Source organism: Shewanella indica, from assembly GCF_002836975.1.
In the GTDB taxonomy this organism is placed as follows: Bacteria; Pseudomonadota; Gammaproteobacteria; order Enterobacterales; family Shewanellaceae; genus Shewanella; species Shewanella indica.
Map to the genome: position 1 here is coordinate 81,658 of NZ_NIJK01000054.1, position 15,808 is coordinate 97,465.

Annotated in this window: 16 protein-coding genes; 5 read left to right on the plus strand and 11 right to left on the minus strand. The window is 52.4% G+C overall.

Annotated elements, in window-relative coordinates; translation table 11 throughout:
* Positions 1–220: 220 nt before the first annotated feature.
* The 6 genes from CX650_RS19325 to CX650_RS19350 form a co-directional block, all read right to left on the minus strand.
* On the minus strand, positions 221–1,360 hold the full coding sequence (locus CX650_RS19325) for a ribosomal protein uL16 3-hydroxylase (RefSeq protein WP_101096766.1): 1,140 nt from the start codon (positions 1,358–1,360) through the stop codon (positions 221–223).
* 123 nt (positions 1,361–1,483) lie between these two features.
* Positions 1,484–2,854 carry an adenylosuccinate lyase gene (purB, locus tag CX650_RS19330; protein WP_039033395.1) on the minus strand — a complete coding sequence of 457 codons (1,371 nt, stop codon included), beginning with the start codon at positions 2,852–2,854 and terminating at the stop codon, positions 1,484–1,486.
* Positions 2,855–2,882: 28 nt separating this feature from the next.
* Positions 2,883–3,500, minus strand: a complete 618-nt coding sequence (gene hflD / locus CX650_RS19335; RefSeq protein ID WP_028781430.1) for a high frequency lysogenization protein HflD — start codon at positions 3,498–3,500, stop codon at positions 2,883–2,885.
* Between the two features lie 3 nt (positions 3,501–3,503).
* Complete coding sequence (gene mnmA, locus CX650_RS19340) at positions 3,504–4,619, minus strand: tRNA 2-thiouridine(34) synthase MnmA (RefSeq protein WP_071475866.1); 1,116 nt, start codon at positions 4,617–4,619, stop codon at positions 3,504–3,506.
* Between the two features lie 167 nt (positions 4,620–4,786).
* Entirely contained in the window at positions 4,787–5,239 is a 453-nt protein-coding gene (locus CX650_RS19345; RefSeq protein WP_101096767.1) for an NUDIX hydrolase, read from the minus strand.
* Positions 5,232–6,062, minus strand: a complete 831-nt coding sequence (locus tag CX650_RS19350) for a pseudouridine synthase (RefSeq protein ID WP_101096768.1) — start codon at positions 6,060–6,062, stop codon at positions 5,232–5,234. Before CX650_RS19350 ends, CX650_RS19345 begins: the two co-directional genes overlap by 8 nt.
* A 326-nt stretch (positions 6,063–6,388) precedes the next feature.
* Here CX650_RS19350 and CX650_RS19355 point away from each other — a divergent pair, with 326 nt between their 5' ends.
* Positions 6,389–8,614 carry an NADP-dependent isocitrate dehydrogenase gene (locus tag CX650_RS19355; RefSeq protein WP_101096769.1) on the plus strand — a complete coding sequence of 742 codons (2,226 nt, stop codon included), beginning with the start codon at positions 6,389–6,391 and terminating at the stop codon, positions 8,612–8,614.
* Between the two features lie 99 nt (positions 8,615–8,713).
* Here the strand turns inward: CX650_RS19355 and cspD are convergent, their stop codons facing one another.
* A complete protein-coding gene (gene cspD, locus CX650_RS19360; protein WP_025011178.1) occupies positions 8,714–8,920 on the minus strand; it encodes a cold shock domain-containing protein CspD in 207 nt (68 codons plus the stop codon).
* 396 nt (positions 8,921–9,316) lie between these two features.
* On the opposite strand from cspD, the gene clpS reads away from it, so the two are divergent.
* Complete coding sequence (gene clpS / locus CX650_RS19365) at positions 9,317–9,625, plus strand: ATP-dependent Clp protease adapter ClpS (protein WP_025011177.1); 309 nt, start codon at positions 9,317–9,319, stop codon at positions 9,623–9,625.
* A gap of 34 nt (positions 9,626–9,659) precedes the next feature.
* Positions 9,660–11,918 carry an ATP-dependent Clp protease ATP-binding subunit ClpA gene (clpA, locus tag CX650_RS19370; protein ID WP_071475863.1) on the plus strand — a complete coding sequence of 753 codons (2,259 nt, stop codon included), beginning with the start codon at positions 9,660–9,662 and terminating at the stop codon, positions 11,916–11,918.
* Between the two features lie 191 nt (positions 11,919–12,109).
* Here clpA and infA read toward each other — a convergent pair whose 3' ends face one another.
* The 3 genes from infA to aat form a co-directional block, all read right to left on the minus strand.
* The gene (gene infA / locus CX650_RS19375; protein ID WP_005500725.1) at positions 12,110–12,328 is read right to left on the minus strand and encodes a translation initiation factor IF-1; all 219 of its coding nucleotides are present in this window, start codon (positions 12,326–12,328) and stop codon (positions 12,110–12,112) included.
* An 80-nt stretch (positions 12,329–12,408) separates the two neighbouring features.
* Positions 12,409–13,119, minus strand: a complete 711-nt coding sequence (locus tag CX650_RS19380) for an arginyltransferase (protein WP_101096770.1) — start codon at positions 13,117–13,119, stop codon at positions 12,409–12,411.
* Complete coding sequence (gene aat, locus CX650_RS19385) at positions 13,109–13,819, minus strand: leucyl/phenylalanyl-tRNA--protein transferase (protein ID WP_071475861.1); 711 nt, start codon at positions 13,817–13,819, stop codon at positions 13,109–13,111. The genes CX650_RS19380 and aat overlap by 11 nt, the downstream gene beginning before the upstream one ends.
* A gap of 53 nt (positions 13,820–13,872) precedes the next feature.
* On the opposite strand from aat, the gene CX650_RS19390 reads away from it, so the two are divergent.
* Positions 13,873–14,352, plus strand: a complete 480-nt coding sequence (locus CX650_RS19390; RefSeq protein WP_101096771.1) for an outer membrane lipoprotein — start codon at positions 13,873–13,875, stop codon at positions 14,350–14,352.
* Between the two features lie 76 nt (positions 14,353–14,428).
* Here CX650_RS19390 and CX650_RS19395 read toward each other — a convergent pair whose 3' ends face one another.
* Positions 14,429–14,770, minus strand: coding sequence for a hypothetical protein (locus CX650_RS19395; RefSeq protein WP_101096817.1), 342 nt, complete (start codon positions 14,768–14,770; stop codon positions 14,429–14,431).
* A 237-nt stretch (positions 14,771–15,007) separates the two neighbouring features.
* Between CX650_RS19395 and CX650_RS19400 the strand changes: the two genes are divergently transcribed.
* Positions 15,008–15,760, plus strand: a complete 753-nt coding sequence (locus tag CX650_RS19400) for a Nif3-like dinuclear metal center hexameric protein (protein WP_101096772.1) — start codon at positions 15,008–15,010, stop codon at positions 15,758–15,760.
* Positions 15,761–15,808 lie beyond the last annotated feature (48 nt).

A 15,808-nucleotide genomic window follows, 5' to 3' on the forward strand; every position in this document is an offset into this window, starting at 1 on the left:
TCCTTGAAAACCAGAGTTTTTTGCGCTTGCCAACAGGTTTTTTATAGCAAGAGTGGGGCTGAAAATAACAGACCGATAGAGATTGCCAGGGATAGAGTCAATATCAACCCCATCAAGAGTGAGGGAGTAGCATTCTGCTGGTTTATTGGTTGAGAATGCTACTCTTATGAGCCGGGATTAGGACTGATATTTTATTCAGTACAGAAAGACTGACTCAATCTCATTCTTCACTGAGGTAGAAGTAGCCTTTTTCAAGCAGGTTGCACAGCAGCGCAGTTATCACCTCATAGTTCAGCAATGATTCGAGATCTTCACCGCTGATGCTGGTGCGATTGGCAATAAGCTGCGCCTGCTCTTCACTGCCTTGCGGTAATTCAAAAGCTTCCCCATTGATAAACAGTCGGCAGTTGGGATCCTCTTCCAGCATGAGAATTTTAAGCCCACCTATGCGCTTGAATACAGCGCCTTCGGCCGCGGCTTCTCTGAGCTCCCCGGCACTCATGGGTTCACCCTGGCAAATATCCAGATCAAAGCGATTCTGACTCAGCAACTTGCCCAGCATGCCCTGATAATAGTCAGGGTTTTCAGTCAGCTCTTTCAGCAGCGCCATCATCCCCTGTTGCTGGCTCTTGGCGATCAGCGCCGGTTGCCCGGCTTCTTCACTCGAGGTGAAGCGTTTGTGGCCGAGATCCTGATCAAGCATAAAGTCGGCCATTTCGCTGATAAGTTCTTGTTGACTCGGTGCCCGGAAACCTACCGAGTAGGACAATGCCAGGGTCAAGGTCTCGCCTCTGTGAGGAAAACCGGGCGGAATATACAGCATGTCGCCGGGGTCCAGCACTGTATCTATAATAGGCTCAAAGTCTTCAATCAAAGGGGTATTGGGGTTGTTGCCGCGCTTGGCGTATTGGCCCTTGGCACCGACGGTCCAGCGCCTGCGTCCCTCGCCTTGAATGATAAAGACATCATAGTTGTCGATATGGGGGCCGACACCGCCACCCGGCGTGGCAAAGGACACCATTAGGTCATCGAAGCGCCAGTCCGGCAGAAAGCGGAAGGCTTCCACCAGAGCTTGTGAGTCCGGATACCAGTGGTTGACGGCCTGCACCAGCAGTTGCCAGTTTTTTTCACCGAACTTGTCATAGTCTTCAAATGGGCCTGAGATCACTTCCCAGTCCTGCTCTTTGGTGATTACCACCCGTGAGGAGATCTCCTCTTCGCAGGCGAGGCCCGCCAGCTCATCGGCGGCGATAGGATCGACAAAGTCCTTGAAGGCTTGTCTGATCACCTTGGGTTGTTGCTGCCATACCTCTTTAACAAAGGCGTTGCTGTCTAGAGTCAGCTGGTAAGTGTTCGTCATCTGTTATCCAATCCTTAAACCATTTCAATGGCAAGTCAGTTATCCCGCTTGCAACGGCATAAACCCCGGGGCGAAAAAAGGCGGTACTGGAAACCAGTACCGCCCGTGACAGCCAAGAGGCTATCAGTTCAAATCATCAACAAAGGCTTCGGCGCGGCCTATGTAGTTGGCCGGCGTCAGTTGCTTGAGTTCGTGCTTCACGCTCTCAGGCAGTTCCAGACCGTCGATAAAGGCTGCCAGCTGCTGACCATCGATACGCTTGCCACGGGTCAGCTCCTTGAGCTTCTCGTAAGGCTTTTCGATGCCATAGCGGCGCATGACTGTTTGTACCGGCTCGGCCAGCACTTCCCAGTTGTGATCCAGTTCATCGCGCAGGTGCGCCTCGTTGACTTCCAGCTTACTGACACCCTTGAGTGTGGCCTGGTAGGCGATCAGCGAGTGGGCGATACCCACACCCAGGTTACGCAATACTGTGGAGTCGGTCAGATCGCGCTGCCAGCGGGAAACCGGCAGTTTGCTGGCCAGATGCTGCATCAGGGCGTTGGCTATGCCCAGGTTACCTTCCGAGTTTTCAAAGTCGATAGGGTTAACCTTGTGCGGCATGGTGGATGAACCGATTTCACCGGCCACTGTCTTCTGCTTGAAGTGACCCAGGGCGATATAACCCCAGATATCACGGTCAAAATCAATCAGCACGGTATTGAAACGAGCCACGGCATCGAACAGCTCGGCAATATAGTCGTGCGGTTCAATCTGAGTGGTGTAGGGGTTCCAGTTCAGCCCCAGGCTGGTGACAAAGCGCTGTGACAGCTCATGCCAGTTAACTTCTGGGTAGGCCGACAGGTGAGCGTTGTAGTTACCCACGGCGCCGTTGATCTTACCCATGATCTCAACCGCTTCAATTTGTTTGAGTTGGCGTTCGAGACGTACGGCCACGTTGGCCATCTCTTTACCCAGAGTCGAGGGCGAGGCGGGTTGACCGTGTGTACGGGACATCAGAGGCACAGTCTTGTAACGTCTGGCCAGCTCTTTAACGGCATCGACCAGTTTCTGGCAGTATGGCAGCAGTACCTGTTCACGGGCTTCGGTCAGCATCAGGCCGTGGGACAGGTTGTTGATGTCCTCACTGGTGCAGGCAAAGTGCACGAACTCGCCTATGGCGGCCAGCTCGGCATTGTCGGCGATTTTTTCCTTGATGAAGTATTCCACCGCCTTAACGTCATGGTTGGTGGTGGCTTCGATGGTTTTGACTCTCAGGGCATCGGCTTCGCTGAAGTTATCGCGAATATTATCCAGCAATGCCAGAGCTTCTTCACTGAAAGGGGGGACTTCTTCGATTTCAGGGCAGCTGGAAAGCAGTTTCAGCCAGTTGATTTCGACCTGAACACGATACTTGGTAAGACCGTACTCGCTGAATATCCCCCGAAGTTCGGCGGTTTTACTACCATAACGCCCGTCTACCGGTGAGATAGCAGTCAGTGCGGAAAGATCCATTATAAGCTCCTTGATGAACTTGGCTTTATTATAGGGTGAGGCTTTTTTTAGCTGTATCGACGATCGCCTTGCGGGCAAACACCAGATGTCTGCGTTTACCGCCCAGTTGACGCCAGAGTACGGCACTGCGCATTGCTGCCAGCAACAAGGCGCGTATTTTATGTTGAACCAGTGGCCGTTGCAGTATGTTGGGGTTGCCCGAAATCTGGATCTTGGGCCCCAAATTACTGATGATATCGCTGTAGATGCTGGCCAGGTTGGCGATAACCTGCTCGTCGGTTATGGCAAAGTGGCTCAGTTGGCGATGCACTTGATTGATGCGTTCAGACAGCATCCCCAGAGCCGCTTGGTTGCGGCTCAGTTTACGCTCAAGCGCCAGAATGCCGACCAGATAGCGGGTGATTTCCACATCTTTCTGGGCACTGTCCCCCAGTTGATTGATAATCCACTTGTAGCCGTTGGCCAGCACGACTTTGTCGGGATAGATCTCATCGATATTCTCGGGATCTGTCACCATAATGCCATCGAGTGCTGCAGCCAACTGCTGCGGATCGCTTTCCCCGTGGCGGGCGATATATTGCACCTGGGCGATTGCCTGCAATATGCCGGCAAATGCCATGGTGCGGTCATGCAATTGCTCGCTCAATGATTACTCCCTAATCAGGGTTTCTATGATGCCGCCACCCAGGCAGACTTCACCGTCGTAGAATACTGCCGACTGCCCTGGCGTGACTGCCGCTACCGGCTCATTGAAGATCACTCTCAGCTCATCATCACCCTGGATATAAACAGTGCAGGGGATATCCTGCTGGCGATAACGGGTCTTGACCGTGATTTTTGCGCCATCGGCAGGGCCTTGCCTGTCGACCCAGTGCAACTGCCTGGCCGTGAGGCCAACCGACATGAGTCTTGGATGCTGGCCGCCTTGGGCGACAACCAATACATTACGTTTCAGATCCTTGTCGACCACATACCAGGGATTGTCGTTGCTGTTTTTCATGCCGCCAATCCCAAGGCCTTTGCGCTGGCCCAGAGTGTGGTACATCAGGCCCTGATGCTCGCCTATCACTTCACCGTCGACACTCTCGATTTTGCCCGGTTGCGCGGGCAGATAAGTGCCAAGGAATTCAGTAAACTTGCGCTCACCGATAAAACAGATACCTGTGCTGTCTTTCTTGTTGAAGGTGACCAGCCCTTGCTCTTCGGCGATGCGGCGAACTTCGGGTTTTTCCAGTTCACCCACAGGGAACAGGCTGCGTGCCACCTGTTGGTGACTCAAGGTGTAGAGGAAGTAACTCTGATCCTTGTTGCCATCTATGCCGCGAAGCAGCTGGGTTTTGCCGTCGGTATCACGGCGGCGCACATAGTGGCCCATGGCGATATAGTCGGCATCGAGAATGTCATCGGCAAACTCAAGGAAGGCTTTGAACTTGATCTCCTTGTTGCACATGATGTCCGGGTTAGGCGTGCGTCCCGCCTTGTACTCGGCCAGAAAATACTCGAACACATTGTCCCAGTATTCGGCGGCAAAGTTGACCGTGTGCAACTTGATCCCCAGTTTGTCACAGACAGCCTGGGCATCTTTTAAATCTTCGGCGGCAGAGCAATATTCGTCGGTGTCATCTTCTTCCCAGTTCTTCATGAACAGGCCTTCTACCTGATAGCCCTGCTGGAGCAGCAGATAGGCTGAAACAGATGAGTCGACACCGCCGGACATGCCGACAATGACTTTTTTTCCTGATGCATTGGGAGTGTTAGCTGTCATAGATCCTAAAACCGTTGAATTCATTCATGAACGCCCGAAAAGAGAACTGCTGCTTGTGTCCGTTTGTGACAGGCCGTTATTGGCGCGACGCTGGGGTGGACAAACAGCCATAAGGCGCTCAGTTTCTGCGGGGGCGTATTCTATCACGCCTTGGTGCCCAGAGCTAATCACAACAGCTCGCTATTGAGCAAAGATAACGGCAGCCGTTGTCCCTGCAAATAGCTCTCCAGCGTGGCGCTGACCAAGGGGCTACGAAGCTTGGGTCCCAAGGCTGTGATTTCATCCATACTCAACCAATGGGCGGCCTTGATGGCGACGTCCAAAGGCTTGGTACTCTGACACTCAGCCAAGCGGGCACAGAAGGTGAAACGTAAAAAGGCCAGCTCCTTGGAAGCGCTGAACTGATCTATCCGCACCAGGGCTTCAGGGCTGACCGTCAGGCCGGTTTCTTCCTGCACCTCGCGGCGACAAGCGTCGATAAGGCTTTCATTTGCTTCAAGGTGACCGGCCGGTTGGTTGAATTTCTGTTGACCGTCTATCAACTCTTCGACCACTAAAAAACGCTTCTCTGCCTCAATAATGCAGGCCACTGTCACATTGGGGCGATAACGTTCAGTCATCGAGAAGCTCCTTAATCGCCGCGTCGGAAAGAGCGCGATATTCACCGGGCTGCAGGCATTGTCCTTGCTCGGTATCCAGGCTGAGTTCGCCTATGGCATAACGTATCAATCTTAAAGTGGGAAACCCGACATGGGCTGTCATCCTTCGTACCTGACGATTGCGCCCCTCACGGATACAGATCTCCAGCCACGTAGTGGGGATATTGCGCCGCTCACGTATAGGGGGATTGCGTGGCCACAAAGATTCGGGTGGCTGCAAACGGCGCACCTTGGCAGGCAGGGTGAGGCCATCTTTAAGATCAACGCCCTGACGCAAGGCTTGAATCGCGAGGTCATCGACATCGCCTTCCACTTGTACCCAGTAGGTCTTGAAGGTGTGTTTATTGGGTTGGGTCAGTTTGGCCTGCAACTGACCGTTATTGGTGAGCAGTAACAGACCCTCGCTGTCTCTGTCCAGACGACCGGCGGCATAAACACCGGCGATGGGCAGCAGATCTTTGAGCGTGCGCCGTCCGCCTTCATCGGTAAACTGGCATAACACATCGAAGGGTTTGTTGAGCAGCACCACTTGGGTTTCTGCAATCGAGAGTCGTGCCACTTTTGGCCGTGATTTTTGAGGACCAGGGCGCTTTTTATTCAGGCCCTGTCTCTTGTTATTGGGGCTCTTGTTATTGGGACTCTTGTTACTGGAACTCTTGCTGTAGGGGCTTGGATTGGTGGAGCGCTGACTCTTTTCTTGGCCAAATTCTTTACCGCCAGGGCCCTTGGGGTGACTGGGTTGGCGTTTGGGTTTACGTCTTGGTTGGGAGGCTGGCGAATTCATTGAGATATCCTGGCTGCTTGAGCTGTGTACTCTGACTATTTGCCAGAGATATGCCAGAGTGTAACACCTATGTCCTGCTTGGCGGCAGGGCGGGTTGGTGACTTTTACCCGAGTGTACCCGGCACTCGCCTATAGTGGCATTTGAATCTTGGCTGGAATGCTCTATGATGTTCGCCAAATTGTGATCTGCAACCAATTTTTGTGCCCGTCAACCGGATCTATGTCGACTGTGAACAACGGCGCTATCCTGGGCGGAAAGAGGCAAGGAAATTAAAGAATAACAACACTTATAACAACTCATTTTTATAAAAAGCGTAGGACTGAAAATGACTGATAAAACCCCCACTATCATCTATACGCAGACAGATGAAGCGCCGGCTCTGGCGACCTTATCTCTACTGCCTATCATCAAAACTTTTACCCAGGCAGCCGACATCAATGTCGAAACCCGCGATATTTCTCTTTCCGGCCGTGTGATTGCCGCTTTTCCCGAGCGTCTGACCGAAGCGCAGCGCATTGGTGATCATCTGGCTGAGCTTGGCGAGCTGGCGACTCAGCCTGAAGCCAATATTATCAAACTGCCTAATATCAGTGCGTCCATTCCTCAGTTGCAGGCTTGTATCAAAGAGTTGCAGGCCAAAGGTTATGATCTGCCCGACTATCCGGCGGAAGCCAAAACCGATGAAGAGCGGGAAATCAAGGCCCGTTATGACAAGATCAAGGGCAGTGCGGTAAACCCTGTGCTGCGTGAAGGTAACTCAGACCGCCGCGCCCCGACTTCGGTCAAGAATTATGCCCGTAAGCACCCGCATTCAATGGGTGCCTGGAGCAAGGACTCCAAGTCTCATGTGGCTCATATGCAACAAGGGGATTTCTACGGCAGCGAGCAGTCCGTTACCCTCAAAGATGCCGATACTGTCAGCATAGTGCTGGAACAAAACGATGGCGGCCAACTGGTGCTCAAGCAGGGGCTTGAGTTGCTGGCAGGTGAAATCATAGATGCGGCCGTTATGAGCAAGCGTGAACTGACCGCCTTCTTCGAGCGCGAAATTGAAGCCGCTCGCCAGGAAGATGTGCTGTTGTCACTGCACCTGAAAGCCACCATGATGAAAGTGTCCGATCCTATTATGTTCGGCCATGCGGTGAAGGTGTTTTACAAAGATGTATTTGCCAAACACGGTGAAACCTTGCGTGAGCTGGGTGTGGACGTCAACAATGGTCTGGGCGATGTCTATGCCAAGATAGCCAAGTTGCCGGCCGAGCAGAAAGCGGCCATTGAAGCCGATATCGCCGCCGTCTACCAGAGCCGTCCTGAGCTGGCGATGGTTAACTCAGATAAGGGCATCACCAACCTTCATGTGCCAAGTGATGTGATTATTGATGCTTCCATGCCTGCTGCTATCCGCTCCAGCGGCCAGATGTGGGGCCCGGATGGTCAGTTGAAAGATACCAAGGCGCTAATCCCGGATCGTTGCTATGCCGGTGTATATCAGGAAACTATCGATTTCTGTAAGGAGCATGGCGCCTTCGACCCTGCAACCATGGGCAGCGTGCCAAACGTGGGACTGATGGCACAGAAGGCTGAAGAGTACGGTAGCCATGACAAGACCTTTGAAATCCCTGCGGCCGGTACCGTCAAAGTACTGGACAAGGACGGCAACCTGCTTATGTCCCACGCCGTTGAAGCCGGTGATATCTGGCGCATGTGCCAGGTAAAAGATGCACCTATCCGCGATTGGGTCAAGCTGGCCGTACGTCGTGCCAGGCTGAGCAACACCCCGGCGGTATTCTGGCTCGATGAAAACCGTGCCCACGATGCCCAGGTGATAGCCAAAGTGAAGGCCTACCTGCCTGAGCATGATACCGATGGACTTGAGTTGCACATCATGTCACCTGAAAAGGCGGCCCGTTTCTCCCTTGAACGTATTAAAGCCGGTAAAGATACAATTTCGGTAACAGGTAACGTGCTGCGTGACTACCTCACCGACTTGTTCCCTATCCTTGAGTTGGGTACCAGTGCCAAGATGCTGTCAATCGTCCCGCTGATGAACGGTGGCGGTCTGTTCGAAACGGGTGCCGGTGGCAGTGCACCCAAGCATGTACAGCAGTTTGAAGAGGAAAACCACCTGCGTTGGGATTCTCTGGGCGAGTTCCTGGCATTGGGAGCTTCACTCGAGCACCTAAGCCAGACGACGGCCAATGCCAAGGCACAGGTGATGGCTGATTGCCTGGATCTGGCGATAGGGCAGTTCCTGGATAACAACAAGTCGCCATCCCGTAAAGTGGGGCAGCTGGATAACCGCGGCAGTCATTACTTCTTGGCGCAGTACTGGGCCAGCGCGCTGGCCAAGCAGGACAAGGATGCCGAGCTGAAAGCTTATTTTGCGCCTCTGGCCGAAGGCCTGGTGGCTGCAGAAGAGCAGATAGTGGCTGAGCTCAATGGTGCCCAGGGCGCTGCAGTTGAACTGGGTGGTTACTATAAGCTGGATCCTGTTAAAGCCGAGCAGGCTATGCGGCCAAGTGCCAGCCTGAATCGCCTTCTGAGCGCGTGATACTGAAAGTTGAATGAGGGAACTCTCCCTCATTCAATTGCCAAGCAAGCATTAAAAAGGCGGGGATGACCCCGCCTTTTTTCATCTCTATTCGCCCGGTTATTTAACAGGAGAGATAGCCGAGGCATGCATACCCTTCGGGCCCTTCTCAACTTGAAATTCAACAGGTTGGCCTGCTTTTAGAGTTCTGTAGCCTTCCATTTCAATGGTTGAATAGTGCGCAAAAACATCCTCACCACCTTCATCAGGGCAGATAAACCCGAATCCTTTGGCGTTGTTGAACCATTTAACAGTTCCGCTTGCCATACTTCCACTTCCTTCTATTGTCTGCTTCCCAGTAAGATAGTACAACTTTTGAGCACTTCAGCAGGTGCTCAGATAACAGAATGTAAGTAGTGTTGCTGGATGTCAAGCCGAAATTAACAAAAAAACAACATTGCATATGGTTTCGCTGGAATCTTAGTTTGCCACTGGGAGCTTTTCTTCAATGGAAGTGTCTGGATATTTACTCACTTTATTATATTGAATCAATTTTAACCGATTGAAAAATAAGCATGAGTTAGAAACGCCTTAGACAAGCGCCGCCGCGCCAGAGTATAGTGTGACAAAGGGCAATACCGCCCAGGACCTGCCAAACGGTACTTTGAAACATGGCCGGGCATAGTGTTGGTAGAAGCCAAGTTGAGAGGCTAATATTGAATCATGGGTAAGACTGGACAGATAGAGCGCGTGGAGGAAGGGGTTGAGCAGGAACTGCAACCGCCTCCTATGTATAAAGTGATTCTGAACAACGATGACTATACCCCAATGGACTTTGTTGTGGAGGTACTTCAGTTGTTCTTTCGTAAGAACGAACAGGAAGCCACGGACATTATGTTGACCATACATCATCAGGGAAAAGCGGTTTGCGGTGTTTACCCATTTGGGATAGCCGAAACCAAAGTGGTTCAGGTGAATCAGTTTGCAAGACAAAACCAACATCCGTTACTGTGTTCGTTAGAGGAAGCTTAACCAGCCTGTCTCTGTAGTTTTTTAGGGGGTGCGTATGCTGAACAAAGATCTTGAAGTGACCTTGAACCTGGCATTTCAGCAAGCCAGAGATGCCCGTCACGAATATATGACGGTTGAGCACCTGCTGCTGGCGCTGACCGATAACCCTGCCGCAAGGGATGCTTTACTCGCCTGTGGCGCCAACATTGACCGCCTCAAAGAGGAGGTTGCCAACTTCATTACCCAGACCACACCTATTATCAGCGATCCCGATGATGAGCGTGAGACTCAGCCGACACTGGGTTTCCAGCGGGTGCTGCAACGGGCTGTATTTCATGTGCAGTCGTCAGGCCGCAATGAGGTGACCGGCGCCAACGTACTGGTAGCCATTTTCAGTGAGCAGGAGTCCCAGGCGGTTTATCTGCTGCGCCGGTACGACATTACCCGTCTGGATGTGGTGAATTATATTTCCCACGGCTTTGCCAAGAACGATGAGGCCGATGCACCAGGGTCGCAGGAAAGCCTGGAAGATCAATCAGAAGCCACAGAAGAGCGCAGCATGCTGGCTCAGTTTGCAAGCAATCTCAATGAGATGGCCAAGCAGGGCAAGATAGACCCGCTTATCGGCCGCGACAACGAAATTGAACGCTCGATTCAAATTCTTTGCCGTCGCCGCAAGAATAACCCGCTGTTGGTGGGCGAGGCCGGCGTCGGAAAGACTGCCATTGCCGAAGGGTTGGCCTATCGGATAGTCAATGAGTCTGTGCCAGAGGTGATCAGCGAAGCAACAGTTTACTCTCTGGATCTTGGCGCGCTGTTGGCCGGCACCAAGTATCGGGGCGACTTCGAGAAGCGCTTCAAGAGTCTGCTTAAAGAGCTGACAGCGGATCAGAATGCGATTCTTTTTATCGATGAAATCCACACCATTATCGGTGCCGGGGCGGCATCCGGTGGGGTGATGGACGCATCCAACCTGCTCAAGCCCTTGCTCTCCAGCGGTAATCTGCGCTGTATGGGGTCCACTACTTTTCAGGAATATCAAAGCATCTTTGAGAAGGACAGGGCATTGGCGCGGCGTTTTCAGAAGGTGGATATTCACGAGCCTTCAGTGGCCGAAACCACCAAGATCCTGCAGGGGCTTAAGAGCCGTTATGAAGAACATCACGGGGTGCGTTATACCCTGGCGGCCTTGGCCAGCGCCGCCAGTCTGTCGGATAAGCATATCAACGATAGGCACTTGCCGGACAAGGCCATAGATGTGATAGACGAAGCCGGTGCGCGGATGGCAATGATGCCACAGAGCAAACGCAAGAAAACCGTGGGCCAGAGCGAAATTGAAGCCATTATAGCCAAGATGGCCAGGATCCCGGAAAAAACAGTGACGTCCTCCGAGAAGGACTTGCTGAAGAACCTGGAGCGTAACCTGAAGATGGTAGTGTTCGGCCAGGACAAGGCGATAGAGAGTCTCAGCGCGGCGATTCGGTTGGCACGCAGTGGTCTTGGCAATGAAAACAAACCTGTGGGGAGCTTCCTGTTTGCCGGTCCTACCGGGGTGGGTAAGACTGAGGTGACCAACCAGTTGGCGGCTTGCCTCGGGCTCAAGCTTATCCGCTTCGATATGTCAGAGTATATGGAAAGCCATACTGTGTCGCGTTTGATTGGCGCGCCTCCGGGGTATGTCGGCTACGATCAGGGCGGTTTACTGACTGATGCCGTGATCAAGACACCTCATTGTGTGGTGCTGCTTGATGAAATTGAGAAGGCGCATCCGGATATCTATAACCTGCTGCTGCAAGTAATGGATCACGGTACTTTGACCGATAACAACGGCCGCAAGGCGGATTTCCGCAACGTGACCCTGGTGATGACCACCAACGCCGGGGTGCAGGAAACTGTGCGTAAGTCCATTGGCTTCAAGCAGCAGGATCACAGCTTGGATGCGATGTCGGAGATCAATAAGGTGTTCTCGCCAGAGTTTCGCAACCGTCTCGACTCTATCATTTGGTTCAACCATCTGGATATGACCATTATCGCCAAGGTGGTGGATAAGTTCCTGGTCGAACTGCAGGCACAGTTGGATCAGAAAGGGGTGACGCTGGAAGTCAGTGATGAGGCCAGAACCTTGTTGGCAGAGAAAGGTTACGACAAGACCATGGGGGCCAGACCTATGGCCAGAGTGGTCAAGGATCTGCTGAAACGACCGCTGGCCGATGAAATCCTGTTTGGCAAACTCGAGTCCGGTGGCATCGCCCATGTGGATGTCAAAGATGGCGAACTGGAGATCAATACGGAAGCGCCGGAGAAGATCTCTTGATAAGCTGAATTACAACAAAAAAATGGCTGCCAATGGCAGCCATTTTTATTCTGAATCCTGACCCTTATCCGACACATTGATGTCTGGATAGACAACGGCAGGCCAGGTGCGCCTGCTGCGCAGTGGGTCGCCCCCATGGGCTCACCAGCAAAAAAACCGGCACAGCCGGCTTTTGAGAAATAACTGGGATCTTAGCGTGAGCGGAAGACGATACGCCCTTTGCTCAAGTCGTATGGAGTCAGCTGCACAGTGACCTTGTCACCGGTCAGGATTCGGATGTAGTTTTTACGCATTTTACCGGAAATGTGAGCAGTCACAACGTGACCGTTTTCCAGTTCAACCCGAAACATTGTATTTGGCAAGGTTTCAAGGATAGTCCCTTGCATCTCAATGTTGTCTTCTTTCGCCATTAATCAGTTATCCCGTTAGCCTCGAATGTAAAAAACCGCCGTATCATGCCGCAAATTACAGCGGCTGTAAAGGGGAGGCCTCAGTGATTGTCGCTTTTCTGCCAGCCTTGAACGCCGAGGATCTCATAGGGGCGGTAGAGTCGCTTGTAACCCATTTTGTCGTGGTTATCTATTTGATATCCCAAATAGAGGAACGATTTCGACATCAATTTGCCCAGGCGGCATTGCAGCAGTACCAGCAAGATCCCGAGGGAGCGGTCGCTGTAGTCCGGGTCGAAGTAGCTGTAGATGGCTGACAGGCTCTGGGGCAGGAGATCTGTCACCGCCACGGCAACCAGTCGCTGACCATGCCAAAGTTCGATAAACACCGGGCTGAGCCACTCACAGGCGAGAAAATGCCGGTACTGCTCTTCGCTAGGAGGATACATGGGGCCGTCACTGTGGCGGGCACAGATATAACGCTCATAGAGGGGATAGTGAGCCGGGGTTTCCTCGGTAACTATTCGAAAGTGCAGGTCACGGTTTTTGGCCAGGGTGCGTTTTTGTCTTTTGGACAGGCGAAATTCATCCAGGGGAACTCGGATGGGCTGACAAGCGTTGCAGTGGGGGCAACGGGGCTTGTAGATGGCGCTGCCACTACGACGAAACCCCAGTGCCAACAGGCGCTCAAACAGTGACAAGTCCAGCTCATCCTCCTGGATCACCAATAATTGCTCCTGTTGTCCGCTCAGGTAACTGCAGGCAAAGGGTTGGCTGAGGCCTATGGCAATGGCATGGTTATCAGAGTGCAAGTTTGACCTCGTCGGTTTGCCAGCAATCCTTGGCGAGATTGCCGTCCCTGAATTGTCTCAAGAGTACGAGAAAATCTTTGCGCTTTAAACTCTTGGCTCCGAGGCTTTCCAGATGTGGATTCATCACTTGGGCATCAATCAGTCTGAAGCCCTGTTTGAGAGCGTATTGATGCAGGGCGATAAAGGCCGCCTTGGAGGCATTGGTTTTGCGGTGGAACATGGACTCGCCACAAAACACCTGACCTATGGCAAGGCCATACAGGCCACCTATCAGTCGACCATTGTCCCAGACCTCGAAGGAGTGGGCATGACCCAAGTGGTGCAGCTCCTGGTAGGCCAGACGTATCTCTTCGGTTATCCAGGTGCCGGGTTGATCTTTTCGCGGCATGGCACAACCGGCCATCACATCGGCAAAGGCTCGGTCGATACTGACAGTCCAATCCTGCTTTTTCAGATACTTGCGTAGACTGCGGGAGATATTGATGCTGCCCGGAACAAAAACCGCGCGGGGATCCGGTGACCACCAGAGGATGGGATCTTGACTATTAAACCAGGGGAAAATTCCCTCGTAGTAGGCGTTGAGTAACCGCTTGGGATGCAGGTCGCCGCCAATGGCCAGTAGGCCATTGGGATCCGTCAGTGCCAGTTCCGGTGACGGGAAAGGATCCAATTCATGATTTAAAAAAGACAGTAGGTTCACAATTGCGTATGATTCTGCTTAGGGCCTTCTTATAAGTTAGCGGAAAAACAGCTATGTGGAAACTGATACTGAATGCAATGCTGCTGCTCTCATTGTCCCTTGCAGCGGGAACCCAGCCCCTCTATGCCGGTTATGACAGAAACCAGGCACAACCGGTGGAAAAAGTGCTCTACGGCCAAGTGGAGTCGGTACGAAAAATTACCGAAAAACAGCTGATGGAAGACAGAAATCGCGGCTGGAAAACCTTTGGCGGTGCCTTACTCGGTGGCGTGATTGGTCATCAGTTCGGCGGTGGCAGTGGTCAGGATGTGGCAACCGCTCTGGGCGCTCTACTCGGCGCCGGCATTGGTCATCAATATGGTAATAGCAGTTACTATCGTGAGCTCAAGCTGGTGGAGTTGATGATACGCCAGGAAGATGAAACCCAGGTGATGATCATACAGGATGAAGATCCCGGCATGACGTTCAAGGTGGGCGATGAAGTGCGGGTGGTTTATCTGCAGGGCAGCGTCCGGGTTGACCTGGCTATGTGAGATGACAGTGTAGACTTTGAGCCAATAACAGATAAAACAAAGGCGCCGTTAGGCGCCTTTGTTTTGGATGGAGTAATTAAAAACCGCGAGGCAGTTTGTGATTACCGGCTGCCAGTTTTTCACGCCACAGCTCTTTGGGGGTTTTGCCCCCTTGGCCGTCGGCTAGGGCAGGCGCTGCCTGCTTTGGTGTTGCCTTTATTGCTGGCTTGGCCGCCTTGGGTTTTTCCTGTTTGGCTTCAGCCTTGGCCGATTTGGCGCTATCCGCCAACATCTGTTCCAGTTCAGCGAAACGAAGTGATTTACCGCCATCGATTTTGTACCAGCTGCCATTTTGCTCAATGGTCACTGCTTTGCCCTGTTGCTTACTGAGGGCTTGCTGCAGTGAGCTGATAACTTCTTCTTTGGTCAGTTTTGCCATAATCATAACCTGTTTATTTTTAGAGTTACTTGGAGGTTTGCGATAATTTTATAAGTCAAAGGTTGGCAATGTCCAATTTGCCGGCCAAAAAGCAACAAACTTGTGCCCAAGGGCGCAGCTTTTGGTCGCTTTGGGGACTGAAACCGGCAATCTGGCTTAAGATTTGTGACCTCAACCCAAGGGCTTGCTGTGCTAGAATAGCGACATATATCTGCAACCGAATCGACAGGGAACCCTATGCAAAGAGAGGAACTCAAACAATATCTGCACGAGTTTTTACAACTGGACCAGTTTCGCGATTATGCCCCCAACGGTCTTCAGGTTGAAGGCAAGGCCGAAATTCGCAAGATAGTCACAGGTGTGACCGCTTGTCAGGCATTGATTGACCGGGCCGTTGAAGCCGGTGCCGATGCCCTATTGGTGCACCATGGTTTCTTCTGGAAAAATGAACCCGAAGTGTTGACTGGAATGAAACAGCGCAGGATCAAGACCTTGCTGCTCAACGACATTAACCTGTTTGGCTATCACTTGCCGCTTGATGCCCATCCCATGCTCGGCAATAACGCCGAATTGGGCCGGGTGCTTGGCGTCATTGAGCCTGAGGCGGTGGAAACCGTCGCTCAAGGTTTGCTTTGGCAAGGCGTACTGGACTCACCTATGACGGCCAAAGACCTGAGTGCCATGCTTGAGCAGTGTTTGGGACAAGTCCCCCTGCATCTGGATGGCGGTGACAGAAGCATACAGAAACTGGCCTGGTGTACAGGTGGTGCCCAGGATTATATCGATACTGCTGCGGCACTGGGAGTTGATGCTTTTATCAGTGGTGAAGTTTCTGAGCGTACCTTCCACAGCGCCGTGGAGCAGGGGATCCATTACTTCTCAGCCGGCCACCATGCTACGGAGAGGTTCGGCATCAAGGCGCTGGGGGAACATTTAGCGCATGAATTTGAGTTGGAGCATGAGTTTATTGATATTCCCAACCCAGTATGACAAGGCGCTAAAGAATGGCAGTATGGTGCATGGGTTGTTTACTGTGCA